Origin of the sequence: Adlercreutzia equolifaciens, from assembly GCF_029076695.1 — a bacterium.
GTDB lineage: Bacteria > Actinomycetota > Coriobacteriia > Coriobacteriales > Eggerthellaceae > Adlercreutzia > Adlercreutzia equolifaciens_A.
In genome coordinates this window covers 330,878-357,328 of the sequence record NZ_JARFIK010000001.1, presented here as the reverse complement: position 1 = coordinate 357,328, position 26,451 = coordinate 330,878, and the positions used below count along the sequence as shown (strand labels likewise).

Here is a 26,451-nt window from a genome sequence, read left to right as displayed (position 1 = left end):
TGCGGTCCCTCCCAAGCCCGTAAATGACGTTGACGGCCATTATAGCAAGCGCCGCGCCACTGGGTTGCACGAACGTGTGCGGGTTATCTTTTCACCTGGGAAAACACCGAAGCGCTGAGAGGAAATACGTAAAACCGTTGAGGCCGAGCGGAGCTCTTGCGCGGTGAAAATCAACGGTTCTTCCGATGGCGTCGCACCAAGGTTCGCTGGCATGATGGCGTCATCGGCCAAGCGCGACGCTCCGAACGGCGGGGCAGCCCGGCAAGGGAACTCCGGGAAGCGCGCTGGCAAGTCAATCCTAGAAAGGGAGAGGGATTATGGAACTGACGCGTAGGAACTTCATTGCGGGTGCTGCTGGCGCGGGTGTGCTGGGTGCTTTGGGCCTGGCCGGGTGCGCTCCCCAGGCCACGAACACGGCCTCGGCTAAGGTGGCCGACGGCGAGAGCCTGAGCTCCACGGGGGCCGCCGCACGCCCCGACTACTATATGTGCGACGAGGACTGGTTGGGCGCTGCTCCCGAAATTAGCTCCGACGAGATTACGGCCACCAAGAGCTTCGACGTGGTGGTAGTGGGTGGCGGCCATGCCGGCACCCAGGCGGCTCTGGCCGCGGCCCAGGAGGGCGCCAAGGTGGCGGTTATCGAGACCCACAACGACGGCGAGATTGTCTACCGCGGCGATGACATTTGCTCCTACAACTCCGAGCTGCTGCAAAGTTGGGGCTTCGGACCGTACGATCTGGACGAGATTGTCAACGAGTACGTGCGTCGCGCCAACGGCCGCTGCAACACCGAGGTTATCCGCTCGTTCGTGTACAACTCCGGCGAGATGATGGACAACCTGGCCTCGCTCATTCCCGCCACGTCCAATGTATTCGACTACGAGGGCAACGAGTGCATCGTGCAGATTGCCTACGGCAAGGACAAGGGCAGCGACTACCCGGTGGAAATTTCCGGCTACAAGATGTGGGCCTCCACGGTGCAGACCGTGGGCACGCAGAACGCCCAGCCCGTGGGCAAGGCCGGCCTCACCGAGGTGTCTCGTCTGACCGAGATCGAGACCTACTGCCGCGACGCCGCCGAGGATCTGGGCGCCGAGTGGCACTGCGGCCACACCGCCGTGCGCTGCCTGCAGGATGAGGCCGGCGCCGTGACGGGCGTTATCGCCCAGGATGCCGAGGGCAACTACGTGCAGTTCGACGCTGCCAAGGGCGTCATTCTGGCTACGGGCGACTTCGGTGCGAATCCCGACATGGTGTGGGAGCTGTGCTCTGAGTGCGCCGAGAACGCCATGCGTCACGGCGTGGAGCGTGAGCGCATGACCGGCATGACCGACTGCGACGGCTCGGGCCACAAGATGGGCTGCTGGGCCGGCGGTGCCATCGAGAGCCATCCGCGCCCCGTGGCCGGCGACGCCCCCTCCATCTCCTTCGGCCCCTGGGGCTCCACGCCCTGCCTGTGGCTGAACTGCCAGGGCAACCGCTTCATGAACGAGTCCTTCGCGGGTCTGGTGCTGGCCCAGTCCGTGCGCCAGCCCATCAACCAGGAGGCCGCCATGGTGGGCAACTTCGCCATCATGGACAAGAAGCACATGCAGTACATTCAGGCGGGCGGTCTTGACCACGGCGCTCCCAACTGGGGCTTCCCCGAGGGTATCGAGGAGTACCAGGCTCAGATGGACGCCGCCGATCCCGCTGCCGGCACGGTGACCGTGCGCGGCCTGGAAATTGCCAACCGCGGCATGGCCATGACCAACGATGTGTTCGTGGGCTCCACGGTGGAGGAGGTGCTGCAGAACGCCGGCCTGACGGGCGACGCGCTGGAGAACGCCAAGGCCGCCGTCGAGCGCTACAACGAGCTGTGCGCCGCCGGCAAGGACACCGATTTCGGCAAGCCGGCCGACAACCTCATTCCCATTGACGAGGCTCCTTTCTACATTGCCGCCCAAAATACGGCCAACCTCTACGGCCCGGGCCTGAATACGCTGGCCGGTCTGTGCGTGAACGGCAACTACCAGGTGCTCACCGCCTCGAAGAACGATGTTGTGCCCGGCCTGTACGCCGTGGGCAACACTATGGGCGAGCGCTACGGCAATGCCTACAACTGCCCCTCGGCAGGCAACAACATGGGCAACGCCATGACCTCCGGCCGTGTGGCCGGCAAGCACGCCGCTCAGGCCTAAGCCCCTCGCGGGTATCGAGCAAACCTCGGTGCCATCAAGCATACGCGGGCGCAGCCCCCTCTGCCGCGCCATAGTCTTCGACGCCCCGCTTCCCTCCCCGCGGGGCGTCTTTGTTTTTCCCGCGCGATTCTTCTCGACAGGGTGCCATCGGTTTTCGCGATGGGGATCTATCGGGTTTTGGGGCGTTCCGTCCGACGGCGCCCTCGGGTAGTATTCCTTTCACACAAGAAGCAAACCGTGGGGCGGCGTCTTTGTGCCGTCCTGTGAAAGGAAATGCGCCTCGTGATCGAGCTTCGCAACATAGACAAAACCTTCCGTTCGGGCAAAACCGAGGTAACGGCGGTGCGCGATGTGAATCTGACCATCGCCGACGGCGAGATCTTCGGCATCATCGGGTTTTCCGGTGCGGGCAAGTCCACGCTCGTGCGCTGCATCAACCTGCTCGAGCGGCCGACGGCCGGCGAGGTAATTATCGACGGCACCGATCTCACCCGGCTCTCGCCCAAGCAGCTGCGAGCAGCGCGCAAGAACATCGGCATGATCTTCCAGCAGTTCAACTTGCTGTCCCAGCGCACGGTGGCCGACAATATCCGCTACCCCTTGGAATTGGCGGGCACGCCCCGCGCCCAGGCCGACGAGCGCGTGCGCGAGCTGCTGGCCTTGGTTGACCTGGCGGATAAGGCCCGTGCCTACCCGGCGCAGCTTTCCGGCGGTCAGAAGCAGCGCGTGGCCATTGCCCGTGCCTTGGCCTGCAACCCCAAGATCATTCTGTGCGATGAGGCTACCAGCGCGCTGGACCCCATCACGACCCATGCCATCTTGGACTTGCTGAAGAAGCTCAACCAGCAGCTGGGCGTCACGGTGGTGGTCATCACCCACGAGATGCGCGTAGTCGAGCAAATTTGCGACCGCGTGGCGGTGATGGACGCCGGCGCCGTGGTGGAGCAGGGCAGCGTTCGCGACGTGTTCCTTCGTCCCCAGTCCGAGACGGCGCGCCGCCTCATCGACCCCACCTACAAAGAGGGCTCGGGCCTGACGTTGCCGCCCAACACCCTGCGCCTGGCCTTCACGGGTGAGGAATCCGGGGCGCCGGTTATTTCGGACATGACGGTGAAATGCAACGTCATGGTAAGCATTGTGGCGGCGAATACCGAGAACATCGGCGGCAAGCCCTTCGGCCAGATGCTCATCGAGATGCCCCACGACGCCGCTGCCCAGCAGCGCATCTGTGATTACCTGGACGGCCGCGGCGTGTACTACGAGCGTAGCATCCCCGCCGGCTCAGGCCCTGCCGCGTCCCAAGTTCCGGCAGCGCCCGATGCGCAGGCTGTTATTGAAAGCGATATTCCGAACAACGAAGAGTACGGCCTGGGAAAGGAGGCGAGGTAAATGTCACCGGAACTGATCGACCTTATCGTCACGGGGGTGTGGGAGACCCTGTACATGACCCTCGTTTCCACGGTCATCTCCTATGTGCTGGGCATTCCCTTGGGCGTTATTCTCTATGTGACCGACGCCAAGGGCATTCGCCCCAATCGCGTGATGAACCTCATCGTCGGCACCATCGTGAACATCCTGCGATCCATTCCGTTCCTCATCCTGCTGGTGATGATTCTGCCCTTTACGCGTCTGGTGGTGGGAACCACCATCGGCAGCACGGCTACCATCGTTCCGTTGGTGGTAGCGGCGGCTCCCTATGTGGCGCGTATGGTGGAGTCCTCGCTCAAGGAGGTGGATCCGGGCGTCGTTGAGGCAGCCCGGGCCATGGGATCGTCGGTGTGGCAGATGATCTGGAAGGTGTTCCTGCCCGAGGCCAAGCCGTCGTTGCTGGTGGGCGCGGCCATTTCGCTGGCCACCATCCTGGGCTATTCGGCCATGGCCGGCTTCGTGGGCGGCGGCGGTTTGGGCGCCATTGCCATCAACTACGGCTACTACCGCTACCAGTTCGACGTCATGCTCATCACGGTCATTCTGCTCGTTATCATCGTGCAGATATTCCAGGAAGGCGGTTTGGCGCTGGTGCGCAAGATCGACAAGCGCCTGCGCTAGCCCCTCTCCATCCCCTGTTTCTTGGGCGGTTTCAGCCGCCCGCTCAACCACGGTACCACCGCGGCTTGGCCGCGTGCGCACAGCTTTCATGATGCTTATCAGCAAATATCGAAAGGGAGGAATCATCATGAAGAAGGTAGTTACTCGTAAAACGTTTCTGAAGAAGGCCGGCGCCTTCGTGGCCTGTGCCGCTCTGTCCGGCTGCTTGCTGGCCGGCTGCTCCAGCAGCACCGAGGCGGCCGATGAGAGTTCGGCTGCCGACAACAACGCTGCCGGCACCGAGCAGGCGGCCGAGGGCGACAACGTGATCACCGTGGGCGCCTCGCCGACGCCCCATGCCGAGATCCTCAACGCCATTGCGGACGATCTGGCTTCCGAGGGCTACACCCTCGAGGTGAAGGAGTACAACGACTACATCCTGCCGAACACGGCGCTGCAGGACGGCGAGCTGGATGCCAACTATTTCCAGCACATCACCTACCTGAACGATTTCAATGCTGAGAACGGCACCGATCTGGTGGCCGTGGCCGAGATTCACTTCGAGCCCTTCGGCCTGTACTCCAACAAGGTGACGAACGTAAGCGACCTGGCCGATGGTGCCACGGTGGCCGTGCCCAACGACACAACGAACGAGGCCCGCGCGCTGCTGCTGCTCGAGCAGGAGGGCCTCATCAAGCTGAAGGACGGCGTTGGCATCAACGCCACGGTGCTCGACATCGAGGAAAATCCCAAGAACCTGAACATCCAGGAAGTAGAAGCTGCCCAGGTGCCCCGTACGCTGGACGAGGTCGATCTGGCCGCCATTAACGGCAACTATGCTCTGAATGCCGGTCTGAGCGTGGCCGATGCCATTGCCACCGAGTCTTCCGAGGGCGAGGCGGCCCAGGCCTACGCCAACGTGCTGGCCGTGAAGGCGGGCAACGAGAACGACGCGAAGACCCAAGCTTTGGTGAAGGCGCTCCAGAGCGACACCGTGGCCCAGTTCATCGCCGACAACTACGCCGGCGCCGTGGTGGCCGTGTTCTAATCACCTCCGCGTTCCTTGCGCCTAAAGGGCGGCCGAGTTGTCACTCGGCCGTCCTTTTTGTTAGCAAAGGCCTTCTGCGCGGACGGGAACGGGCTATTTTCCCGGCATGAAGAACTTCAACACGCGCATTTTCCCCTCGTTGAACGGAGGGTTGCGCACGTCCAACTCGATCTTCGTGCTCTTCTTGGTAGTGGATTTGTAGTGGGTGAACGCGTCGAATCCCACTTTGCCATGGTAGGCGCCAATGCCGGAGTTCTGCACGCCGCCGAAGCCCATATGGTTGTTGCTGGCGTGGATGACCACGTCGTTGATGGTGGCGCCTCCGCAGCGCACGCAGTCGAGAATATGCTGCTGGAACGCGCGGTTCTCCGAGAAAATGTAGCACGCCAGCGGGTGCTTGATGGAGCGCACAATAGCCAGGGCGTCGCTTAAGTCGTTCCAGGTGATAATGGGCAGAGCCGGTCCGAAGATCTCTTGGCTCATCAGGGGGTCCTCGATCTTGACGCCCGTGACCACGGTCGGCTCAATTTGGAGGGTGGTGGGGTTGCGGCGGCCGCCAAAGGCAATCTTGGTGCCGGCGGGACGGTCGTCGATAAGCCCGCACACCATGTCGAAATGCTTCTTATTGATCATATGGGGGTAGTCGGGACTGGCCAGCACGTTGTCGCCGTAGTAGCGGTGCACGGCGCGGCCGAATTCCTCTACGAAGGCATCGGCGACGCTCTCGTGCACCAGCACGTAATCGGGCCCCACACAGGTTTGTCCCGAGTTCAGACACTTTCCCCAGGCCACGCGCTCGGCGGCGCACGTTACATCGGCGTCGGCTGCAATAATGACGGGGCTTTTCCCGCCCAGCTCCAGGGTGACGCTGGTAAGATTCTGCGCGGCCGAGGTCATGATCTCCTTGCCCACGCGAGGACTGCCGGTGAACATGATCTTGTCGAATTCCACCTGCAGCAGCCAGTTGTTCATGTCATTGCTGCCGTGCCAGCAGTACACGTAGCGCGGGTCGAAGATCTCGCGGCACATATCGCGCAGAAACTGAGAGGTGTGCACTGAGGTTTTCGACGGCTTCATGGCCACGCAGTTGCCGGCCCCCATGGCATCGATAAGGGGAACCAGGGTAAGTTGCAGCGGGTAGTTCCAGGGCGAGAGCACCGCGGCCACCCCGAAGGGGTAGGGATATACTTTCGAAGTGGCAGGGAAGTGGGCAAGCGAGGTGGGCACATGGCGTGGCCGCGCCCAGTGGCGCAGCTTCTTCTGATAGAGGCGCAGCTCGTCGTAGACCAGGCCAAGCTCGGTGGCATAGGCCTCGAAAGCGGATTTGCCCAGGTCGGCATGGAGCGCTTCCAGCGCCTCCTGCTCGTGGCGCAGCAGGTAGTCCTGCAGGCGCCGCAGCTGGCGCAGGCGAAATTCCACCGAGAGCGTTTCGCCAGTCTCGAAGTAGTCTTCCATGGTGTTGATCTGATTTTGCACGTCGGCCATAGAGGTGGCCACGCCGTAGTTGTTTTCTTGCAGCTCAGTCATGAGCGTTCCTTTCTGGGGAGTTCCAGCGAACAGGGGGCAAGGGCTTTCTGCATCAGGCGCTCCGCTTCTTGCTAGAGACGGCGCAGCACATCCCAGCCGGCCATGGTGACGCAGGCAGGCATGATTTTGCTGATCACGCGCAGAGCGGCCGACTGGGGGCTGGCGCAGGCCACGGCGAAGTGGGCCTTGTTGGCGCAGAGCGCCCGGCGCACCACGGTTTCGGGGGTCTGCTCGCCCAGCAGGTGCCCCACATCATGGCCACCGCCCGAGGCGCGGGCCACCTTTTCGAACCCGGTTTTCACCCAGGTGGGGCACAGGGCCGTGACGGTAATGCCGGTGCCGTGCAGTTCCCAGCGCAGGGCACGGGTGTAGCGCAGCACGAAGGCCTTGGTAGCGGCGTACACGTTCATGTGGGGCAGGGGCGCGAAGGCCGCCGCCGAGGCTACCTGGATGATACGGCCGCCGCGCTCCATGTAGGGAAGGCTTGCCCGGGTCATGTCCACCAGACCGCGACAGTTGAGGTCGATCATGGCATCGACGGAGGCATCGGCAATGGTCTGCCAATCGCCGAACTTGCCGAAGCCAGCGGCGTTTACCAGGAAGGTGACGCGCGGCTGCTCCTTGGCAAGCAGCGCGCGAATGGAGGCAATGTCGGCTTCGCTGGTGAGGTCGGCGGCTACTGCTCGAGCCGGCGTATCGAGCTCCTTGGCAACGGCCTGCAGCTTCTCTTCATTGCGGGCGATAAGCCAAAGCTCATCGGCTACCTGGCGCTCGTCAAGCTGACGGGCGAATTCCAGGCCGAGCCCTGAGCTGGCACCAGTGATAAGGGCAACGCGTTTCGGTGACTGATCCATGGGAGCCTTCTTTCTGTGATCGATGTTCTCACCTTAGCAATCCCGATGTCTGATGCGGTGCGGCGGGGGCTGTTCGTTACAAGGTCGTGGCTCAAGTTTTCTGAGGGAGGGCGATTGTGAAACCCCGCTAACAATTTGGCTCGAATGGTGGCATCGCAGCGTTGTTCGTGGTTTCCTAGAGCTAAACGAACGCGCAAACCGAAGGAGCCTGACGTTATGACCACTGTTGCCGATGCAACGCCTACGCCGCCGTTCGATACCTTTGTGTTCGATCTGGACGGCACTTTGCTTGACACCCTCGACGACCTTATGGTGCTCACCAATGAGGTGCTGGCCGAGTTCGATATGCCGCCCCACACCCGTGAGGAAATCAACTCCTACGTGGGCAACGGTGCCCAGGCCCTTATTTATCAGGCGGTGCCCGAAGGCACACCGCAAGAGGTGGCGGATGCGTGCCTCGCACGCTGGAAGGAAGCCTACGACACCTTCCCGAACGACCTGACCAAGCCCTATCCAGGCATCGAGGCCCTGCTGGCGGAGCTGCGTCGTCGCGGCTGCAAGCTGGGCATTCTTTCGAATAAATTCGACGGCGGCGTCCAGTTCATCGTGAAGAAGTGCCTTGATGGCCAGGTGGACGTGGCCCACGGAGAAGGCGGTCCGCAGCACTTTCCGCGCAAGCCCGCGCCCGAGGGGCTGCTCGCCACTATAGAGGAGCTGGGCAGCACGCCGGCGCGTACCGTGTACGTCGGCGACTCACCGGGAGACATTCACGCTGCGCGCAACGCTGGCTGCTATGCCGTGGGTGTGACGTGGGGCTACCACGATCCGCGTGATTTCGCCGCCGAAGGCTGGGAGCCCGATGTGCTGGCAACATCGGCGGATCAGATCCTCGCGCTGGCACCAGAGGCCTAAGGTTCCGGACGCAGAAGTGCTATCGTAGGCGTTGCCGCTGCGCGGGCCCTGAGCGTCCGGGCAGCGTTTCCCGTGAAACAACGAATGCGCAAGGCTGGGCGGCATGACGACACGCGCAAAGCTCATAATCTCGTGGATGGCGGTCGCCCTGTGGGCGGCCTTCATCTTCTTTATGTCGGCGCACACCGGGGCCGACCTTGATGACGGCGTAGGGTTAGTGGCCGATCTTAAGCGCTGGCTCGTGTCTTTGGCAACGCCACTGTTCGGTCCTGATACCGATATCGTGTCCGTGGCAGGGCACTTCGCCGAATACCTGGTGTTCGGCGTGCTCCTCTTCCATGCCCTTTGGCGCAGCGCCCCGCAGCAGCGGTGGTGGCTGCTGGCCCTAGCAGCCGTGGCCATTGCCAGCCTCTACGGCGTGACCGACGAATTCCACCAGTCCTTCGTCCCCGGCCGGCTGTGTGACCCCGCCGACTGGCTCACCGACACAGTGGGCGCTGCTATCGGCGTACTCTGCGCCGGCATCGCGCTTTGTCGGCCCCGGCACTCCGCGTAAGCGCCTCTACTCTCCGTAGCCGTCGGGATTCATCGACTGCCAGCGCCAGCTGTCTTCGCACATGCGCGTCAAGTCACAACGGTCTCTTTTCCTTGCGGCGGCCGGTCGCTTGGCGTGCGGTGCCTTGATGGAAGTTGGCAACCGCGCAACGTATACACTGATACAAGAACAAATGTTCTATGAGTTGCTATATTGACTGCAGAAGAGGAGAAAAAATTGACAATATAGGATAAAACCTATATTTTGGGAGGAGGCAGCAATGCCGAATTTCTGCGTTGAGTTTTACGAAACGCCCCAAGGAACGTTCCCTGCAGAGGAGTTCATCGACGAGCAAGACAGCAAAATGCAGGCTAAACTCTATCGTCTTATCGAGCTGCTTGAAATAAAGGGGAGCGAGCTTCGCGAGCCTTATTCGAAGGCTTTGAGGGATGGCATATTTGAACTGCGCGCTCAGCAGGGAGGAGACAGAGCGCGGGTGCTTTATTTCTTCGTAGTGGGTCGACGGGTGATATTAACGAATGGGTTCATCAAGAAAACCCCGAAGACTCCCCTTAGTGAAATTGAGACAGCAAGACGGGCGCGGGATGCGTTCATGCAGAATGAGGTGAAGTAGATGACGAAGAATTTCCGCGATAGCCTGAATGCCAAACTGCAGGATCCTGAGTTTCGGGCAGAGTGGGATGCCCTCGAGCCCGAGTTTCAGATCATCAAGGCCATGCTCGATGGACGGGCGGCAAAAGGGCTCACTCAGAAAGAGCTTTCTGAGATAACGGGCATTGCTCAATCGGATATAAGCAAGCTGGAGAACGGCAACGCCAATCCTTCGCTGCGCACCTTGGAGCGCCTTGCCGAAGGTCTTGGCATGAGAATTAAATTGGAGTTTGTCCCCGTCTAGCGCTGGAGCAAAAGAGCACTCATTGGTAGCTCGCTAAAAGGGGCTCCTGCTTCTACTCTCCGTAGCCGTTAGGGTTCATCGACTGCCAGCGCCAGCTGTCTTCGCACATGCGCGTCAAGTCGTAGCGGGCCTCCCACCCTAGCTCATCGTGAGCCTTGGTGGCGTCGGCGTAGAATTCGGCAATGTCGCCGGCGCGACGGGGGAGCACCTCGTAGGGAATGGGGCGTCCGCAGGCCTTCTCGAAGGCATGGATGACGTCGAGCACCGATGAGCCATGGCCCGTACCCAGGTTGAAAATGCCCACACCGCGACGGGTGCCGTCGGAGGCAGGTTCGCCTGCGAAGCTGCCGACGCCGATGGGTTCGCCGGTGCCCACGCGGCCGGCCATCCAGTCCAGAGCCGCGGCATGGCCCCGGGCCAGGTCCATCACGTGAATGTAGTCACGTACGCCCGTGCCGTCATGGGTGGGATAGTCATCACCGAAAACGCCAACAGAGGGACGGCGACCTACGGCCACCTGGGCCACGTAGGGCACCAGGTTGTTGGGAATGCCCTTGGGATCCTCGCCGATGGTGCCACTTTCGTGAGCGCCAATGGGGTTGAAGTAGCGCAGCAGCACTACGTTCCACTCGTTATCGCCTACGTACAAATCGGTCAGCATCTGCTCGATCATCGCCTTCGAGGTGCCATAGGGGTTGGTAGTGGCACCGCGCGGCAGCGACTCGGTATAGGGAATAGGCGCATCCTGCCCGTACACCGTGGCGCTCGAAGAGAACACGATATTCTTGCAGCCATGCTCGCGGGCTACGGCGCACAGGACCAGCGTTCCCGCCACGTTGTTCCAGTAGTACTCCAGCGGCTTGGCAACACTTTCACCTACGGCCTTAAAGCCAGCGAAGTGAATAATCACATCCACCGGGTGGGCGGTAAAGATGGTCTCCAGGGCCGCGCGGTCAAGGATGTCAGCCTCGTAGAAGGTGAGGGAGGGGCCCGCTGCCACGTCGAGCATTTCAGCGCCGGCCACGGCCGCCGCCGCTTCGGCCAGCTCCTCGGTAGCCAAGTTGGGGAAGTGGGGCCCCACGCCGACAATGGCGCCTACGCGGCGAACGGCTTCGCGGTTGGCGTTGCTCAAGTCGTCCACCACGACAACTTGATAGCCGCGTTCCAGAAGCTCCACCACGGTATGACTGCCAATAAATCCAGCGCCCCCCGTTACCAGCACGCAGGTGTCCGCAGGATTCTTAGCCAAAAGCGCATTTGCCATAGTCGCTTACCTTTCATGAGGCGTGGGCCACAAAAGGGCAGCGTCCCGCCGAGGTTCCTCGTAGGATCTTTGGAGCGGCAGCTTGCCCGAGTAGCGTCCATGGTACCAGCAGAAACGTCTTGGAGGACGCGGGTAAGTGGAATGCCCTGAAAACGATAGCTTTGCGTGCGGAACCGTCGGGCGGAAGACGGAAAAGCGAAATCCGGCGGGGAGGGAAGGCCGGGTTTCGCTCGAGAGATGGTTGAAGTTGGTGCTCCTCTGGGACGGACGGCGCCTCAGAGGAGCATGAGCCAGGGCGCTAGCTGCGGGCAGCGTGGCGACCCGCGTGACGGCCGAAGGTAACCGAACGGCCAGCCGCGTTGCCAGCGGCATTGCCCAGATAGGTAATGCCCAGATAGCAGCCAGAATTGTCGCCGGCAGCATAGAGGCCGGGAACCACGTTCAGATCTTCATCGAGCACCTGCATGTCCTCGTTGATGACCAGGCCGTCCATGGTGTGCGAGCCCTGCTGGGCAAAGCGCGCGGCGTAGAAGGGGGGCTCGTCGATCTTCGACATACGATAGGCCATTTTGCCGAAGTCCTCGTCAACGCCTTTCTCCGTCAGCTCGTTGTAGCGATCCACCGTGGCCACGAGCTTGTCCGCAGGGACGCCGATCTTCTCGGCCAGCTCCTCAATGGTGTCGGCGCTTACAATAAGGCCGCTTTCAATCTGGGGAGCCATGATCTCTTCCACCATGTCGACGGTGAACAGGGGCGCCAAGCCGTTGTCGTAGGGGAAGTAGCGGTGCGCGCCGTAGACGTTGAACTGCTCGGCATCTTCTTTCCACGAGGCGTCGAACACCTGGATGGCGGTGTGGCCCGGCTGATACTGCAGGGCGTGGCCCAGGGTGTCGAAGAAGGAAGACTCGTTCATAAAGCGCTCGCCGTTGAGGTTGACGCGAAGGTAGGGCAGCGGGCCCAGCCAGAACGTCTCGGCAGTGTCGTGTGCTTCGGCAACGGTCTTGTCCGGCGGAACGAGGCCCTGCTCCCACGAGCTGACGCTGTGAGCGGGATCCATGGCGCCGCCAGCCCACAAGCCGGCCTTGATGCCGTCACCGTTCGTGCCCGGCCAAGTCCAGTTGTAGACGGTCACCTTTTCGATATCGGGCTGAATGGCGGCCATCATGTCGGGGTTGCCCAGGTAGCCGCCACAGCACAGGATGACGCCCTTCGCGGCATTGAACTGCACGTAATCGCCGTCGGCGTTCTGAGCAATAACGCCCGTCACGCGGCCATCCTCTTTGATGCACTTGATAAGCTTGGTTTCCCAGCGGCAGTCGACGCCGATGCTCTCGGCATAGGGGTTCAAGATGTACTGGCCGTTGTTCTCGGTACTGCCCATCTCAATGCCTTCGGTGCCCCAGTCCACGCCGACGCAGCAGCTGAAGCTGCGCTCTTGGCCGGCCGGAGGATTCACCAGCTGGTGCTTCATCTTGTAGCCGGCTTCCTCAATGCGGTCGGCGTACCAGTCCAGGGTCTCGCCGCTCTCATTTACCCACACGTTGAACAGACGCTGGTTGGAAAAGCCCGAGGCCTGCTGCCACATATACTGCAGCATCTCGGTGGGGTCGAGCGGGGAGTTGTTCTCCTTCTGGATGCGGGTGTTGTAGGCGGCAAGGTCGTCGCGCACGCCGCTGCCCGAGTCCTTCGCAAACTGCTCGAGCATGACGGTCTTCGCACCCTCCTCGGCCGCGGCGCAGGCAGCGAACAGGCCCGAGCAGCCACCGCCGCACACCACAACATCGGCGTCGACCACTTCTACAATGGCGTCCGCGGCAATGTCGGGCTCGGGCTCAAGCCAGCCATTCGAGCCCGTAGAGGCCAGATTGTCGGCGTCCTTCACTTCGTCGGTGGACGCGGCGGTTCCCTGGGGTGCGCAAGCGGACAGCGCTCCCAGGCTGGCGGCACCAATGGCGCCGAGGCCTGCCGTTTTCAGAAACGAGCGACGCGTAGGATTGAACTGCATTTCCATGGTGTTCCCTTCCCTCCGGTTCTTGGCGATGCTTTTTGCATCTGCCGTCATCCTAGGCGGGAGGAAAGGGTCGGATCTAACCCCAAAGTGCACCATTCGGAGGGGTGGGCATCATCTGGTACAAAATGGGTAAGAAGCTACTCCAAGGCTCTGATCAGGAATTTTTCGAACTCTCTTGCTGTACGAGAGTGAGAAGTTCCTGTTTCGAATGAACGCCCAACTTCTCATACACATGGGCGATATGTTTGCGTACGGTGTTAGTGCTCACGAAGAGCTCCTCGCTGATAAACGTAGAGCTGCGCCCTTGGGCCATAAGGCTAAACACTTCGCGTTCCCGGGGCGTCAGACCGTGGTCCTCGGCCAGACGAGTCACGCTTTCCGCAATGAGTTCCTCCAAGGCCCGACGACTTCCTTGAGGCTCCAAAGCGAGCGCGTCATCTTGCTCGGCAGGGCCTTGGACGCTGTTGAGCTCTTGGGGGCTGGCCAAGCGCCCTTGCGAAGCACGGCCGATTTCGTCGGCGGGGTTTCCCCAGAAGAAGCGGTTAAGGTGCGGCTCGGTTAGCAGCCAGATAGAGGCGATCACGCACGCCACCGATAGAAGTGATCCAAAGAGCGAAATCGGCAGCCCGAAGCTCGCCAGTATCACGTCGTCGGCGTTCAAGGCTATGCCCAGGAGGGAGCACAGGCGCATGAGGAGGTAATAGCCGCCGAACAGGCGCAAATGATTCGTGCGCGAATAGGAGGCCAAGTCGGCCAAAGCCAGGAAGGTAACGAATTCGAAGAGGCTGAAGGCAATGGTGCAGACGGCCCGCGGCGCCAGCGCGCTCACGCCCAGGAGCGCCATAAGGAAGAAGCCCACCAGCACCAAGGTGTCGACGCTTCGGAAGGCGGTGGCATAGGACGTCCCGCGGCCGAAAAGCACTACCAGGCCGAAAAGCAGCGCCGCGGCGAAGTGAGTAAGGAAGGTGAACGAGACGAAGGCGGTGGGGCTAATAGAAGGATAGAACGCCAGGGGGTTGAGGAACGAAACCCCCACACAGATGATGCCCACGCCCACGAGAACGGAGGCGGATGGAGAGAAAGGGCGTTGGAACGAGGTGGTGCCGGGGGCAGGATCCTGCTCTGCTTGTTGCCAGTGAAGCCTTTCGGCGCCGGCCGCGCAGCCCACGCCTGCCACGGCGGTGATGCCGGCAAGCATCCAGCTGAGCGTCGAGGACAGGGTAAAGATAGGGGCGCATGCCGATTGGATGAGCACCGCAGCGAACACGACTAAGCCGAGTGTGCGTGGCGGCAGTTCGGCAAGAATCTCGAGATTGATGACCTTGAGCAGAAACGACGCGAGTGAGAGCAGGACAAAACCCAGGGCAAACAAGGCGGCGGCGCCCTCGGCGCCGCCTGCTACGGCAATCACGGCGCCAAGAAGCGCGATAACCATCAGGGCGATAAGCAGGGTTTTTCGTTGCAAAAGAGACTTGATGCGAGGACCGAGGGCTAGGAGAACTCCCGCAAAGACGGCTTGCGAGGCCAGCAGAAGCAAATAGCTGCTCAGGGCCTCATTTCCCCACGAGAAGAGCTGGTAGCCCAATAGCTCTTCAGTAGTAATGGCACACACAAGACTGGCCATGGCTAGCCAGGTGAGGGGGCTGAAGAGAGCTCGGTCTCTGGTAGGCGCTGATGAAGGCATAGTGGCTCGACTCCTCGGAAGCGGCGCACGCTGGCAGTGGGCCAATCGGCGAGGTTGGCGTGTCTATTGTAGCGAAGCTTCGCTCGTTTGGCCGCATTTGATCCGTTTTGGAGCCAACCTACTCTCCGTCCAGCTGCTTTCAGGGGGACGGCGTTTCGAAATGGAAAAACAAAGCCCGCGGGGCAAGTGCGTCGCACCGCTTCCTCTATAATTGAGGGCAAGTTGCCGTAGAGCCGGCGCTTAAAAGAAACCATTGCGGCCGAGGAAGGAAGCAACCATGGCTGATATTCATTTCGGAACCGACGGCTGGCGCGCCATTATCGGGGAGGACTTCACCCCCGACAACCTCAATAGAGTCATTGACGCCGCCGCTCGCGTGTTCAAGGAGGACGCCGTGGCTGCGGGTCGCGATGCCGATCATCCGGGCACGCTCATTGTCGGTCATGACTGCCGCCAAGACGCCCATGCCTATGCCCAGCTGGCCGCTCAGGTGGCCGCGGGTCATGGCTTCAACGTGCTGCTGACGGAAGATTATTGCCCCACCCCCACGCTGTGCTGGTCGGTGGCTCACAACGACGATGCGGTGGGAGGCATCATGCTTACCAGCTCCCACAACGCTGCGGAGTACCTGGGCGTGAAGCTGCGCATGGCCGATGGCGGTGCCAGCCCGGCCGAGTTCACCGATCGCGTGGAGGCGGTGCTCCCGTCTCAGCCCACGGACATCCTCGGCCCCTTCACCGAGGTCGATCTCATGACCGACTACCTGGCCGCCTTGCGCAAGTTGGTGGATGTCGAGGCCATTCGCGCCGCGAACCTGCGCGTAGTGGTCGATCCGCTCTACGGTGCCGGCCGCTTGTATCTGGCGGGGCTTCTGCGCGACATGGGCGTGGAGGTGTGCGAAATAGACAATGCCGAAGACCCCACCTTTGACGGGCTGCACCCCGAACCCATCCAGCCCTGGGTCGACCGCGGCTTGGCGAAGGTGAAGGAACTTGGCTACGACGCCCTGTTCGTGAACGACGGCGATGCCGACCGCATTGCCGCCGGCGACTCCCAGGGCAACTTCGTGAATCCCCATCGCATCATTACGTTGCTTACCAAGCACATGGTCGACCGCGGCGAAACCGGCCGCGTGGTGTCCACGGTCACGGCCTCGGCCATGCTCGACCGTATGTGTCGTAAGCTGGGGCTGGAGCTGGTCAGTACGCCCGTCGGCTTCAAGTGGATCTATGCCGAAATGGAAAAGGGCGGCGTCATGATCGGTGGCGAGGAATCGGGCGGCATCGGCCTGCCGGGGCACGTGAAGGAGCGCGACGGCCTGCTCATGGCCCTGCTGCTCACCGAGTGCATGGCGCAGTCGGGCAAGGATCTGGGCACCTTGGTGGAAGACATGCTCGAAGAGGTGGGTCGCATGGAGTTCGCCCGTCGCGGCCTCTCTATCACACCGGAGCAGATGGCCCGCTTCCGCGCCGAGACCGTGCCCACGTTCATGGTCGAGGAAATCGGCGGCAAGCGCGTGCTGGACGTCGATCGACGCGACGGCGTGAAGCTGTTGCTGGAAGGCGACGCTTGGGTGATGATGCGCCCCAGCGGCACCGAGCCCTTGGTGCGCGTCTACGCCGAAGCGGCTACCACCGAGGAAGTGGAGCAGCTGCTGGACGCCGCCGAGCAGGTGGTCACCAGCCTGTAGGCCGCCGCTATACCAGCTTCTTAAGAAGTGCCCACGCCCGCTGCTTGTCGGCGGGCGTTTTCATGAGCGCCTCGAAATCCTCGAAGGCCACCACTGTGCGCCCCAGCACGCGGTTCTTGTCGTTCAAAGCCACGGGTAGCCGGTAGGCCGTGGAAACCAGTTCAGCAGCGAAAGCGTCGACCACCACCAGGGCCACGGGATCGAGCCCCTCCACGATGGTGCGCACGTCTTCGGCGCCCAGGGCACCCTCGGGAGTTTCGATAACAGCCACGGCCAGAGGCGCTTCGCCGAACTCCAAGGAGGCGGCAGATTTTTCCAGGGCCGTGAGGGCCTCCGTGCTCAGGGGCTTCTCGGTTACCACCAGCAAGGTGGAAGCTGGCGTGCCGGTCAGGTGCGACTCGTACAGGGTGAGCACCGACTCGCCCGTCACCTCAAACATGTTACTTTTCACGGAATAAATCACACCCTATCTTGCACCGGAAGGCGGTTCGGGTTAAAACATCCTTACTAATATAGTAGCAAACCTGAGGAGGCATCCCATGTGCACCAACGGAGTGAACACCGGTCAGTTGGAAATGATGATCGACCAGATTGACGACCATATCAAGCTTGAGCGTCGCTGGGCCCACAACTTGGCGCACACCGCAGCCGACGCGGGTTTTGCCACGGTGGGCGAGAAGCTTCACGCCGTTCAGCATCTGCTCGACGACGTGCGCGCTGCCCTCGACGAGGCCAAGGATGCCATCGACGACGATGCCGTGGACGCCACGGGAGTGACCGTTGAGCTCGTGTAAGCCGCGCCCTTCCAGCAACGATCTGGTGCGTTTCTCGGTGGCCATGCCCGAGGGGCTGCTCATCGAGTTCGATCAGCTGGTAGCACGCCGCGGTTTGGCGAAGAACCGCAGCGAGGTCGTGCGCGATTTAGTGCGCGACGCACTGGTTGAAGAAGAGTGCGCCACGCCGGGCTCGCTGGTCATGGGCACGCTCACCATTGTCTACGACCATCATTCCAACGATTTGCAGGAAAAGCTGCACACCATTCAGCACGACTACTTCGACACCATTATCTCCACCATGCATGTGCACGTGGACGAGCACATGTGCTTGGAGGTGGTGGTCATGCGCGGAGAAACGGGCCTCGTGCAAAGTGTGGCCAACCTCATCTTGGGCACCAAGGGCGTGAAGAACGGCAAGCTGGTGCTTACCACCACGGGAAGGTTCATGTAAATCCTCGAGGCGGAGCCGGCGGGCATGCCGATTCGCTCAAACAGTCCTCGCTTGGTGAAACAGCCCACTGGGCTGTTTCAGTCGCTGCGGAACTCGCTCGGTCGGCACACCCGCCGTCTCCTTCGCGGGTTTGTGCTGGTTATAACAAGGAAGGTTCATGTAATGGCAGATGAGAAGGTAATGCTCGGCCATGGTTCGGGCGGCTCGATGATGAAGCGCATCATCGACGAGGTGTTCTTCGAGGCCTATGGTAGCGACGAGCTGCTGCGGGGCGACGATGCCGCGGTGCTGCCCCCGCTGGCTCCCGACGAGCGCTTGGCCTATTCGACGGACAGCTTCGTGGTGACGCCGCATTTCTTCCCCGGCGGCGATATCGGCCGCTTGGCCGTGTGCGGTACGGTGAACGATGTGGCCACTTCGGGTGCCCGTCCGCTCTACCTCTCCTGCGCCTTCGTCTTGGAAGAGGGCTTTCCCATGGACGATCTGCGCCGCATCTGCGCCTCCATGGCCGAGGCGGCCAAAGAAGCCGGCGTGCGTTTCGTCACGGGCGACACCAAGGTGGTGAATCGCGGCCATGGCGACGGCATCTATATCAATACCAGCGGCGTGGGTGCCGTGCCCGAGGGCGTGAACTTGGGCGGCGCGCAGATTCAGCCGGGGGATGTGGTGCTGGTCACCGGCACGCTGGGCGACCACGGCATCACTATCATGAGCTGCCGTGAGGGCTTGAACTTCTCGGCGGACATTGAAAGCGATGCGGCGCCGCTCAATCATCTTATCGCTGCGGTGCTGGAGGCGGCTCCGCACACGCGCTGCTTCCGCGACCCCACGCGCGGCGGTCTGGCTTCCACGCTCAACGAGCTGGCTGCTCAATCGAACACCGACATCACCATCGAGGAAGACGCGGTGCCCGTGCGCGACGCCGTGCTCGGTGCCTGCGAGATGCTGGGCTACGACGTGATGCAGGTGGCCAACGAGGGCAAGATGGTGTGTGTCGTGCCGGCCGATGAGGCTGAAGCGGCCTTGGCGGCCATGCATGAAAGTCCTTATGGCGTCGAGGCGGCGATCATCGGCACCGTGGCGGCGGCCGACGAGACCCGCGGCCCCAAAGTGTTCCTGCGCACCGCCTTCGGCAGTACGCGCATCCTGGACATGCTCGTCGGTGAACAACTGCCGCGCATCTGCTAGCTATCGCTTATCAAGCAATCCTTGGTTTTTGACAAGCCCTCCCCTCGCTCTTTCGAAGACGATGGGAGGGTTCTTTTTTGGGAAAGATGAGGCTTTCATACTAAAGTAGTGATGCTTTGACCTGGAAAATCATTACTAAAGGAGGTTGGTAGCGGCTGTTGCCGAATCCCATACTTTGCTCGAAGCCTTGTTGCGTGAGCACGCAAGAGGCGAAAGAAAGACAAGATGAAAGGGATGGGATAAACGTGGAAAGCAAACTGAATCGTCGTGATTTTCTCAAGGGAGGCCTTGCTCTTGGCGTGGCTGGAATGGCGAGCGGTGCGTTAGCGGGATGCAGTCCCCAGGCTCCCACAGCTGGACAGACCTCTTCTCCGGCAAATGATTCGTCTCTTATGACGCTTGATAAGTTCGAAACCGAAAAATGGTCGTTCGAAATTCCTCCTGAACCCATTGCCGATAGTGACATTGCGGAAACCATCGAGTCTGAGGTGGTTGTTGTGGGCGGTGGTATGTCGGGCATGTGCTGTGGCTGCTCAGCCTCAATGGCAGGCGCCGACGTAGTTGTTGTTACGGCAAGCTCCAAGCCCATCGGACGCGGAGGATCGAACAACGCTATTGGCTCGAAATACCAAAAAGAGATGGGCGTCGACTACGATCCCCAAAAAGCGCAGGAGATCGTCAAGGTGGAGCAGTTGATCAATAGCTTCAACTTGGACACCAAAAAGTGGGCTACGTGGGTTAACCGCTCCGCTGAGTTCATGGACTGGCAAATTGACATTATGGCCGAAGTGGGGCTTAAGCCTTGCTTGGAGAATGCCTATGTGGACCCCGATGGAATCACTTCTTGTCCTCCGTCCGCACATAATTTCTGGAACGAGGAGACTCCGAACGGTGCTTTGGAGGGTGCTCCCCAGCAGGCAGCAGGCTATGCGAGCAAAATTGAGTCAACTGGCGGCACGATCTATTACAGCACCAAGGCTCTTCAGCTGGTTCGAGACGATGACGGGAAGGGACGCGTCTCCGCCGTTATAGCCCAGGACAAGGATGGTAAGTACATAAAGTATGTTGGCACGAAGGCCATTGTGCTTGCTACGGGAGACTTTTCGAAAGATCGTGACATGATGGCTCGATACTCCCCCGAAGCCTATGAGATTTTCAAGGATAAGATCACCTGGGACAACATTGATTACGATGCGGGCCTTGTCTATGACGGACTGTATCCCGGCGACGGACACAAGATGGCTTTGTGGGTTGGGGCCGCTTGGCAAAAGAACACTACCTGCTTCTGCAATATGCACATTTGGCCCACCTGGCCTAACCCCGAAGGCTTGGACAGCTTTTTCGGCATCAACATGGACATTTATGGCGAAAGATTCATGAACGAGGATTCCAACATCGCGCATATTCTCAATGTTGTACGCCATCGACCCCAGGAGAAGATCTTCTACGTGTGGGATGCGGACTATGCGAACATCCGCGACGAATGGAATCTTGGCAGCTGCTACAAAAATGTGAACGGCATCCCGTCAACGCCTGCCTCGGCTATGCCGGAAATGTGGGATGGCAACGTTGAGCAGGGAACCATGATCAAGGCTGACACCATTGAAGATCTTCTGGCTCAATGGGACGATATCGACCAAGAAACGGCAAAGAAAACCATCGAGAACTGGAATCGTTATTGCGAACAAGGCTACGATGAGGAATTCCAGGACGTGGAAAGCATTCTGGTTCCTGTTAAGACCCCGCCGTTTTATGGCGCGAAGACAACGCCTACGGACTACACCTTCCTTACGGTGCTCGGTGGTCCGCGCACCAACAGCAAGCTGCAAATTTGCGATGAGAACGATGAGCCCATCGAAGGTCTTTATTGCGTAGGCAGTATGATCGGCGACTTCTATGGTTCGATCTATTCGTTCTACGTGCCGGGATTGAATCTTGGCTCGGTGTGCGGGGCCCTTCCGTATGTTCTTGGCCGACAGCTGGCAGGCGTAGAGTAGGTTTCTTTCCTAGGGCCATCAGTAGCGTACTCCCTCCCTGCGCTATGATGGAAGGCAAGGACGTTGGGCCGTCAGACGGCCCAACGTCCTTAATGAGAGGGGGATGGCGTGTCCGATAAGCGCAGGGTGTCATATTTCGATACTACCTCGGTGGCGGCGATGGTAGGATTCGGGCTGTATTGGGCGTGGATTGACCTGACGCTTTTTAGCAGTCCGCTAACGTTTGGGGGCGTCGATCAGTCGATTTTGTTCTCTCGCTATTCTTCCCTGGTGTGCCTTCCTTTTGCGATTGCGTTCTTTGCGATTGTGCTGAACTTTTGCCAAGACTTTGGAGCTCGGTCCTTGCGGCAGCGTCTCATTGTAGGAGCGATTTCTTTGGCTGGAGCGAGTGGGAGTTTGCTTCTTGCGTGGGGAGCTCAGCAGAGCGAGGCCCTCTTTGGTGTTGGGCTGGCCATCAATGGGCTGACCATGGGTGCCATGACGCTTGTGTGGGCCGAGGTGTACGCGCGCGATGGTCAAAATCGGGGAAGCGTATGGGTGCCCGGCTCTATTGCTTTCTCCTGTGTGGTCTATCTGATTGTTATGAACCTTACGGGTGGTCTCCGTGTTGCGGTTCTCGGAGCGATGCCCCTTCTTAGCATGGGGGCTGCCTGGGTGTTGTCTCATCAGGAAGAGGACAATCCAGATTCCGTAAATCGAGCGGCAGAGTACGATCTGATGGATCCGGTACCTCGAGGGTTGTTGGCCTCGGTGCTTCCATGGCGGTTCGCGTTGCTGCTGGTGAGCTACAGTGCATATTTTGGCGTGATAATGTTTCTCTACGCTACGCCAGGAGCTAGTGCGAGCGGAGGAAGTGACGGTGCTCGATTTCTTGCGCGAGGTGCTACCTGCCTGCTTTTCTTCGTGGGCATGAGTGTGTTCGGCTGGAAACCGCGCATTGCCTACAAGGCGTCAATCTTGGTTATTATCGCGGGGTTTCTGTTTCTCCCGTTTCTCTTCAATGGCTACGGATATGTGATTGAGATAATCGCGCATATTGGCTACGGCTGTTTTGATTGCATGATTTGGGCCGTGCTGTTTGGCCTTGTCAAGAGCCAACGCGCATCGACAACAGTTGTAACAGGGCTGGTGCGCATTTTGACCGCGGCGGGTACGTTCGTGGCGGCTCTTGCGGTTATTGCTCTCACGGTGTCTGTCAGTCTTACCGCCGAGCAGATGACGGCACTTTCCTCTTCGCTGGTTTATCTTATTGTTATTATTTTGATGCTGGTGCTTAACGACGGGCGCCCTGATGCCCTTTGGGGAGCCCTTGACGAGGCTGAGCCTTCTCGCGAGGAGAGTCGCAGCTGGGCTATGGTAGAAGAGTTTGGCGTGAGGCATGGCTTGAGCGATCGAGAGCGTGAGGTGCTTCATCCTCTCGTGCAGGGGAGGAGCATGCCGGTGATTGCCGAGGGGTTGAGCATTTCGTTAAATACCGTCAAAAGCCACGTTCGCCATATTTATCAAAAAGTTGCGGTCGGCAACAAGCAGGAGCTCATCGATCGACTTGAGGAAGAAGCCCCGGGGCGCTGATCGCGCATCTGCTAGGTACCGTTTACCGGCGGATTGGGCAGGGGTGAAAGCGGGTGGATGCCGCCCCCTGAAAAATTCTTCATTCCTGCTTGCGCGGCGATGCTTTCATGGTATCTTGCGCAATGTAGTTGGAGGGGCCCTGCGCCTACCGCTTCATTAGACGAGGAAATCATACCGAGAACAAAGGAGCTTCCCATGTCTCATCCGGTAATCGAAGCTGACGAGTGCATTGGCTGCGGCATCTGCGTCGACGCCTGCCCCCAGGAAGTGCTCGAGGTTGTGAACGGCGTTGCCGAGTCCGTCAACGACGAGGCCTGCATCGCCTGCGGCGACTGCGTCGAGGAGTGCCCCATGGGCGCCATCCCCGAGATCGTCGAGGACTAACCAGTCTCTCAGCTTATGGTGCACCCTCGCTTCGGCGGGGGTGCTTTTTTATGGCTTCAGGCGGCTTTCAGCTTGGACAAGCTTTTCTGAAGAATTCGTCGCCACCATGCCTTAAGAGGGGGCCAACCCCTACACTACTGCGAGTACCTCACGCCGCTATTGGTGGCATCTCAATCTTGAACAGGGACTTTGTGCCCGAAGGAGCATTCATGACTGAAGAAAAGACAAACACACAAGAAGCGGCAACCCCGGAGACCGCTGCGCCTGAGCCCCGTTCTACGGGGGCGGTTTGGGGCCTTATCGCTGGCGCTTTCGTCCTCATGTTGGTGTTGTGCCTGGGCACTACGCTTGGCATTTCGGCCTTGATGGGGCCCGATCAAGCTGCGGTGAACTCCGAGGTGGAGGCCGAGTCGCCCGACGCGGCCAACGACGGCGCCACGGCTACGGTGGACGCCAACGCCGTTGCTGCTACGGTGAACGGGCAGAACATTATGGAGCAGGACATCACGGACTACATTGCCGGCTTCCGCCAGGATTCCGGCCTGGAAACCGACGAAGCTTGGGGAGAGTGGCTGGCTGCCTATGGGTACACGCCGGAAACCGCCCGTCAGGATATTCTCGACAGCTTTGTCTACGAGCAGCTGTACAACCTGGCTGCCCAGGAGTTCAATATCGAGGTAACGCAGGACGACATCGACAGCGCGCTGGCCGAGTTGAAGTCCATGTACGAATCTGACGAGGAGTACGAGGAGGATCTGGCCGCCTACGGCATGACCGAGGAGTCCTATATCCAAGACAGCCTCATCCCCATGCTCCTTGAGCAGAAGATCATGGAAGTGGCTTTGGGCGACCAGATCACCGAAGACCAGGACGGCACCCTCTTCATGGCGTGGCTCGAGGATTACAAGCAGCAGAAGGGCGTGACCGAGAATCCCATGCCCCAGGGTCTGCCCTACGACATCGACATGACGCCCTATCAGAGCGCGGCTGAGGATGGCTTCAGCCTTGGCGACGGAAGCGACTACACCATCGAGGGCGCCGACGCCGGCACGGACGATATGGTGTATCTGGACGAGGACGGCAATGTGATCGACCTTGACGAGCTGGAGCTCGAGGAAGACGGCGACGCTGAATAGAAGATATTCTTCCAGCTACGTACTCAAGCTTCCTGAGGGCGCTCTCACCAGAGGGCGCCCTTTTTGTTTGGGATGGAGGCTAGCGAGTGTGATTGAAAGAGAGCGAACAGGTGTTCTCCATAGTTTCTTCATTCATGAGTATAAAGGTACTAAATGACCTGATGATGGCAAAGTTTTTCTCCTTTCGCCCAGGTAACGGCTCGTTTTTCTCGCTGTTACAAGCTCTCCGTGCTGTCAGGATTCTTGAGTGCGGGGGCCTAAAGTGCTCCCTGGTGACTCTCTATCATCTAAGGCTATGCAGATAACTTGACAGCCATAGACTTAGATTTTATACTGTCATCCAACATCAGCACTATGCAAGTAATTCTGTGAAAGCGAGGCAGTACACAATGAGCAAGATTCTTGGCATTGACTTGGGCACCACGAACTCCGCCATGGCCGTCATGGAGGGCTCCGAGCCCGAAATCCTGGTGAACGCCGAGGGCGACCGCACCACCCCGTCCGTCGAGGGCTTCCGCAAGGACGGCGAGCGCGTGGTAGGCAAGGCCGCAAAGAACCAGGCCGTCACCAACCCTGAGAACACCGTTTCCTCCGTCAAGCGCTTCATCGGCCGCTCCTTCGACGAAACCCCCGAAGAGCAGAAGACCGTGTCCTACAAGGTGCAGAAGGGCAAGGACGGACGCGCCGTCATCGACATTGACGGCAAGGACTACACCCCCGAGGAAATCTCCGCTATGGTTCTTCAGAAGCTGAAGACCGACGCCGAGAAGCAGGTGGGCGAGCCCATCACCCAGGCGGTCATCACCGTCCCGGCCTACTTCAACGACGCTCAGCGTCAGGCCACCAAGGACGCTGGCAAGATCGCCGGCCTCGAGGTTCTGCGTATCATCAACGAGCCTACTGCTGCGGCTCTGGCCTACGGCCTTGACAAGGTTGACCACGACGAGAAGATCCTCGTCTTCGACCTGGGCGGCGGCACCTTCGACGTGTCCGTGCTTGAGCTGGGCGACGGCGTGTTCGAGGTAGCCTCCACCGCTGGCGACAACCACCTGGGCGGCGACGACTGGGACCAGCGCATCATCGACTGGATGGCCGACAAGTTCCTGGCCGAGAACGGCATCGACCTGCGCAAGGACCCCATGGCCCTGCAGCGTTTGAAGGAAGCCGCTGAGAAGGCCAAGATGGAGCTTTCCTCCACCAGCCAGACCAACATCAACCTGCCCTTCATCACCGCTGACGCCTCTGGCCCGAAGCACCTCGACCTCACGCTCACCCGCGCTGAGTTCGAGCGCATCACGAAGGACCTGCTGGACCGCTGCAAGAAGCCGGTCGAGCAGGCGCTGAAGGATGCCGGCCTGAAGATGGGCGAGGTCGACGAGGTTATCCTGGTCGGCGGCTCCACCCGTATGCCGGCCGTGCAGGAGCTGGTGAAGCAGCTCACGGGCAAGGCCCCGAACATGTCCGTGAACCCGGACGAGGTAGTGGCCATGGGCGCTGCCGTTCAGGGCGGCGTGCTTGCCGGCGACGTGCAGGGCATCCTGCTGCTTGACGTTACCCCGTTGTCCCTGGGCGTTGAGACCATGGGCGGCGTGATGACCAAGATGATCGAGCGCAACACCACCATTCCTACCCGCAAGACGGAAATCTACTCCACGGCGGCCGACAACCAGACCTCCGTTGAGGTGCACGTCCTGCAGGGCGAGCGCGAGATGGCCGCGGGCAACAAGACGCTCGGCCGCTTCCAGCTTACCGGCATCCCGGCTGCTCGCCGTGGCGTGCCGCAGATCGAGGTTACCTTCGACATCGACGCCAACGGCATCGTGAACGTGTCCGCTAAGGACCTGGGCACGGGCAAGCAGCAGCAGATCACCATCTCCGGCTCCACCGCCCTGTCCGACGACGAAGTCGATCGCATGGTGAAGGACGCCGAGCAGCACGCCGAAGAGGATGCCGCTCGCAAGGAAGAAGCCGAGGTGCGCAACAACGCCGACGCTCTGGTGAACGCCACCCAGCAGACGCTGGATGAGTTGGGCGACAAGGTGCCGGCCGACGCCAAGACCCAGGCCGAGGAGGCCATCGCCGAGACCAAGAGCGCTCTTGAGGGCACCGATCTCGATGCCATCAAGGCTGCTACCGAGAAGATCCAGCAGGCCGGCTACAAGCTCGCCGAGGTTGTGTACTCCACCGAGGGTGCCGCCGCGGGTGCTCAGGCCGCCGCTGCCGAGACGGCTCCGGCCGATGACACCATCGAGGCCGACTACGAGGTAGTCGACGACGAGAACGAAGGGAAGTAAGAAC

The 26,451-nt window shown here is 60.5% G+C and carries 23 protein-coding genes; 17 read left to right on the top strand and 6 right to left on the bottom strand.

Going from position 1 to position 26,451, the window contains the following annotated elements; all coding sequences use genetic code 11:
* The first annotated feature begins 317 nt into the window (after nucleotides 1–317).
* The 4 genes from PZH32_RS01200 to PZH32_RS01185 all read left to right on the top strand — a co-directional run bounded on the left by PZH32_RS01200 (nucleotide 318) and on the right by PZH32_RS01185 (nucleotide 5,256).
* Nucleotides 318–2,180 (top strand): FAD-binding protein, encoded by a 1,863-nt coding sequence (locus tag PZH32_RS01200; protein WP_275205809.1) that lies wholly within the window; start codon nucleotides 318–320, stop codon nucleotides 2,178–2,180.
* A 282-nt stretch (nucleotides 2,181–2,462) separates the two neighbouring features.
* Nucleotides 2,463–3,569: a methionine ABC transporter ATP-binding protein gene (locus PZH32_RS01195; RefSeq protein WP_275205808.1), complete on the top strand. Its 1,107-nt coding sequence runs from the start codon at nucleotides 2,463–2,465 to the stop codon at nucleotides 3,567–3,569.
* Nucleotides 3,570–4,229: a methionine ABC transporter permease gene (locus PZH32_RS01190; protein WP_275205807.1), complete on the top strand. Its 660-nt coding sequence runs from the start codon at nucleotides 3,570–3,572 to the stop codon at nucleotides 4,227–4,229. It begins immediately after the preceding gene.
* Nucleotides 4,230–4,356: 127 nt separating this feature from the next.
* The gene (locus tag PZH32_RS01185; protein WP_275205806.1) at nucleotides 4,357–5,256 is read left to right on the top strand and encodes a MetQ/NlpA family ABC transporter substrate-binding protein; all 900 of its coding nucleotides are present in this window, start codon (nucleotides 4,357–4,359) and stop codon (nucleotides 5,254–5,256) included.
* A 93-nt stretch (nucleotides 5,257–5,349) separates the two neighbouring features.
* Here the strand turns inward: PZH32_RS01185 and PZH32_RS01180 are convergent, their stop codons facing one another.
* Together PZH32_RS01180 and PZH32_RS01175 are read right to left on the bottom strand one after the other, a co-directional pair.
* A complete protein-coding gene (locus PZH32_RS01180; protein WP_275205805.1) occupies nucleotides 5,350–6,783 on the bottom strand; it encodes an aldehyde dehydrogenase family protein in 1,434 nt (477 codons plus the stop codon).
* 71 nt (nucleotides 6,784–6,854) lie between these two features.
* Entirely contained in the window at nucleotides 6,855–7,637 is a 783-nt protein-coding gene (locus PZH32_RS01175; RefSeq protein WP_275205804.1) for an SDR family NAD(P)-dependent oxidoreductase, read from the bottom strand.
* Between the two features lie 216 nt (nucleotides 7,638–7,853).
* On the opposite strand from PZH32_RS01175, the gene PZH32_RS01170 reads away from it, so the two are divergent.
* The 4 genes from PZH32_RS01170 to PZH32_RS01155 all read left to right on the top strand — a co-directional run bounded on the left by PZH32_RS01170 (nucleotide 7,854) and on the right by PZH32_RS01155 (nucleotide 10,000).
* Nucleotides 7,854–8,549 (top strand): HAD family hydrolase, encoded by a 696-nt coding sequence (locus PZH32_RS01170; protein WP_275205803.1) that lies wholly within the window; start codon nucleotides 7,854–7,856, stop codon nucleotides 8,547–8,549.
* Nucleotides 8,550–8,652: 103 nt separating this feature from the next.
* Nucleotides 8,653–9,105: a VanZ family protein gene (locus PZH32_RS01165; protein ID WP_275205802.1), complete on the top strand. Its 453-nt coding sequence runs from the start codon at nucleotides 8,653–8,655 to the stop codon at nucleotides 9,103–9,105.
* Between the two features lie 259 nt (nucleotides 9,106–9,364).
* Entirely contained in the window at nucleotides 9,365–9,718 is a 354-nt protein-coding gene (locus PZH32_RS01160) for a type II toxin-antitoxin system RelE/ParE family toxin (protein ID WP_275205801.1), read from the top strand.
* Nucleotides 9,719–10,000: a helix-turn-helix domain-containing protein gene (locus tag PZH32_RS01155; protein WP_275205800.1), complete on the top strand. Its 282-nt coding sequence runs from the start codon at nucleotides 9,719–9,721 to the stop codon at nucleotides 9,998–10,000.
* 52 nt (nucleotides 10,001–10,052) lie between these two features.
* On the opposite strand, the gene galE is transcribed toward PZH32_RS01155, so the two are convergent.
* From galE to PZH32_RS01140, 3 genes are all read right to left on the bottom strand, one after another.
* On the bottom strand, nucleotides 10,053–11,264 hold the full coding sequence (gene galE / locus PZH32_RS01150) for a UDP-glucose 4-epimerase GalE (RefSeq protein ID WP_275205799.1): 1,212 nt from the start codon (nucleotides 11,262–11,264) through the stop codon (nucleotides 10,053–10,055).
* 298 nt (nucleotides 11,265–11,562) lie between these two features.
* Complete coding sequence (locus tag PZH32_RS01145) at nucleotides 11,563–13,275, bottom strand: FAD-dependent oxidoreductase (protein WP_275205798.1); 1,713 nt, start codon at nucleotides 13,273–13,275, stop codon at nucleotides 11,563–11,565.
* Nucleotides 13,276–13,429: 154 nt separating this feature from the next.
* The gene (locus tag PZH32_RS01140) at nucleotides 13,430–14,899 is read right to left on the bottom strand and encodes a helix-turn-helix transcriptional regulator (RefSeq protein ID WP_275205797.1); all 1,470 of its coding nucleotides are present in this window, start codon (nucleotides 14,897–14,899) and stop codon (nucleotides 13,430–13,432) included.
* Nucleotides 14,900–15,236: 337 nt separating this feature from the next.
* Between PZH32_RS01140 and PZH32_RS01135 the strand changes: the two genes are divergently transcribed.
* Entirely contained in the window at nucleotides 15,237–16,649 is a 1,413-nt protein-coding gene (locus PZH32_RS01135; protein WP_275205796.1) for a phosphoglucosamine mutase, read from the top strand.
* 7 nt (nucleotides 16,650–16,656) lie between these two features.
* Here PZH32_RS01135 and PZH32_RS01130 read toward each other — a convergent pair whose 3' ends face one another.
* Complete coding sequence (locus PZH32_RS01130) at nucleotides 16,657–17,100, bottom strand: hypothetical protein (protein ID WP_275205795.1); 444 nt, start codon at nucleotides 17,098–17,100, stop codon at nucleotides 16,657–16,659.
* A gap of 88 nt (nucleotides 17,101–17,188) precedes the next feature.
* Here PZH32_RS01130 and PZH32_RS01125 point away from each other — a divergent pair, with 88 nt between their 5' ends.
* The 8 genes from PZH32_RS01125 to dnaK all read left to right on the top strand — a co-directional run bounded on the left by PZH32_RS01125 (nucleotide 17,189) and on the right by dnaK (nucleotide 26,447).
* On the top strand, nucleotides 17,189–17,443 hold the full coding sequence (locus PZH32_RS01125) for a dynein gamma chain protein (RefSeq protein WP_275205794.1): 255 nt from the start codon (nucleotides 17,189–17,191) through the stop codon (nucleotides 17,441–17,443).
* Entirely contained in the window at nucleotides 17,430–17,876 is a 447-nt protein-coding gene (gene nikR, locus PZH32_RS01120; protein WP_275205793.1) for a nickel-responsive transcriptional regulator NikR, read from the top strand. The genes PZH32_RS01125 and nikR overlap by 14 nt, the downstream gene beginning before the upstream one ends.
* Nucleotides 17,877–18,038: 162 nt before the next feature.
* Entirely contained in the window at nucleotides 18,039–19,064 is a 1,026-nt protein-coding gene (hypE, locus tag PZH32_RS01115) for a hydrogenase expression/formation protein HypE (protein WP_275205792.1), read from the top strand.
* Nucleotides 19,065–19,258: 194 nt separating this feature from the next.
* Nucleotides 19,259–21,061 carry an FAD-dependent oxidoreductase gene (locus PZH32_RS01110; RefSeq protein ID WP_275205791.1) on the top strand — a complete coding sequence of 601 codons (1,803 nt, stop codon included), beginning with the start codon at nucleotides 19,259–19,261 and terminating at the stop codon, nucleotides 21,059–21,061.
* 108 nt (nucleotides 21,062–21,169) lie between these two features.
* The gene (locus PZH32_RS01105; protein WP_275205790.1) at nucleotides 21,170–22,633 is read left to right on the top strand and encodes a helix-turn-helix transcriptional regulator; all 1,464 of its coding nucleotides are present in this window, start codon (nucleotides 21,170–21,172) and stop codon (nucleotides 22,631–22,633) included.
* 195 nt (nucleotides 22,634–22,828) lie between these two features.
* On the top strand, nucleotides 22,829–23,017 hold the full coding sequence (locus tag PZH32_RS01100) for a 4Fe-4S binding protein (RefSeq protein ID WP_275205789.1): 189 nt from the start codon (nucleotides 22,829–22,831) through the stop codon (nucleotides 23,015–23,017).
* Nucleotides 23,018–23,226: 209 nt separating this feature from the next.
* A complete protein-coding gene (locus PZH32_RS01095; RefSeq protein ID WP_275205788.1) occupies nucleotides 23,227–24,153 on the top strand; it encodes a SurA N-terminal domain-containing protein in 927 nt (308 codons plus the stop codon).
* A gap of 389 nt (nucleotides 24,154–24,542) precedes the next feature.
* Entirely contained in the window at nucleotides 24,543–26,447 is a 1,905-nt protein-coding gene (gene dnaK / locus PZH32_RS01090; protein ID WP_275205787.1) for a molecular chaperone DnaK, read from the top strand.
* Nucleotides 26,448–26,451 lie beyond the last annotated feature (4 nt).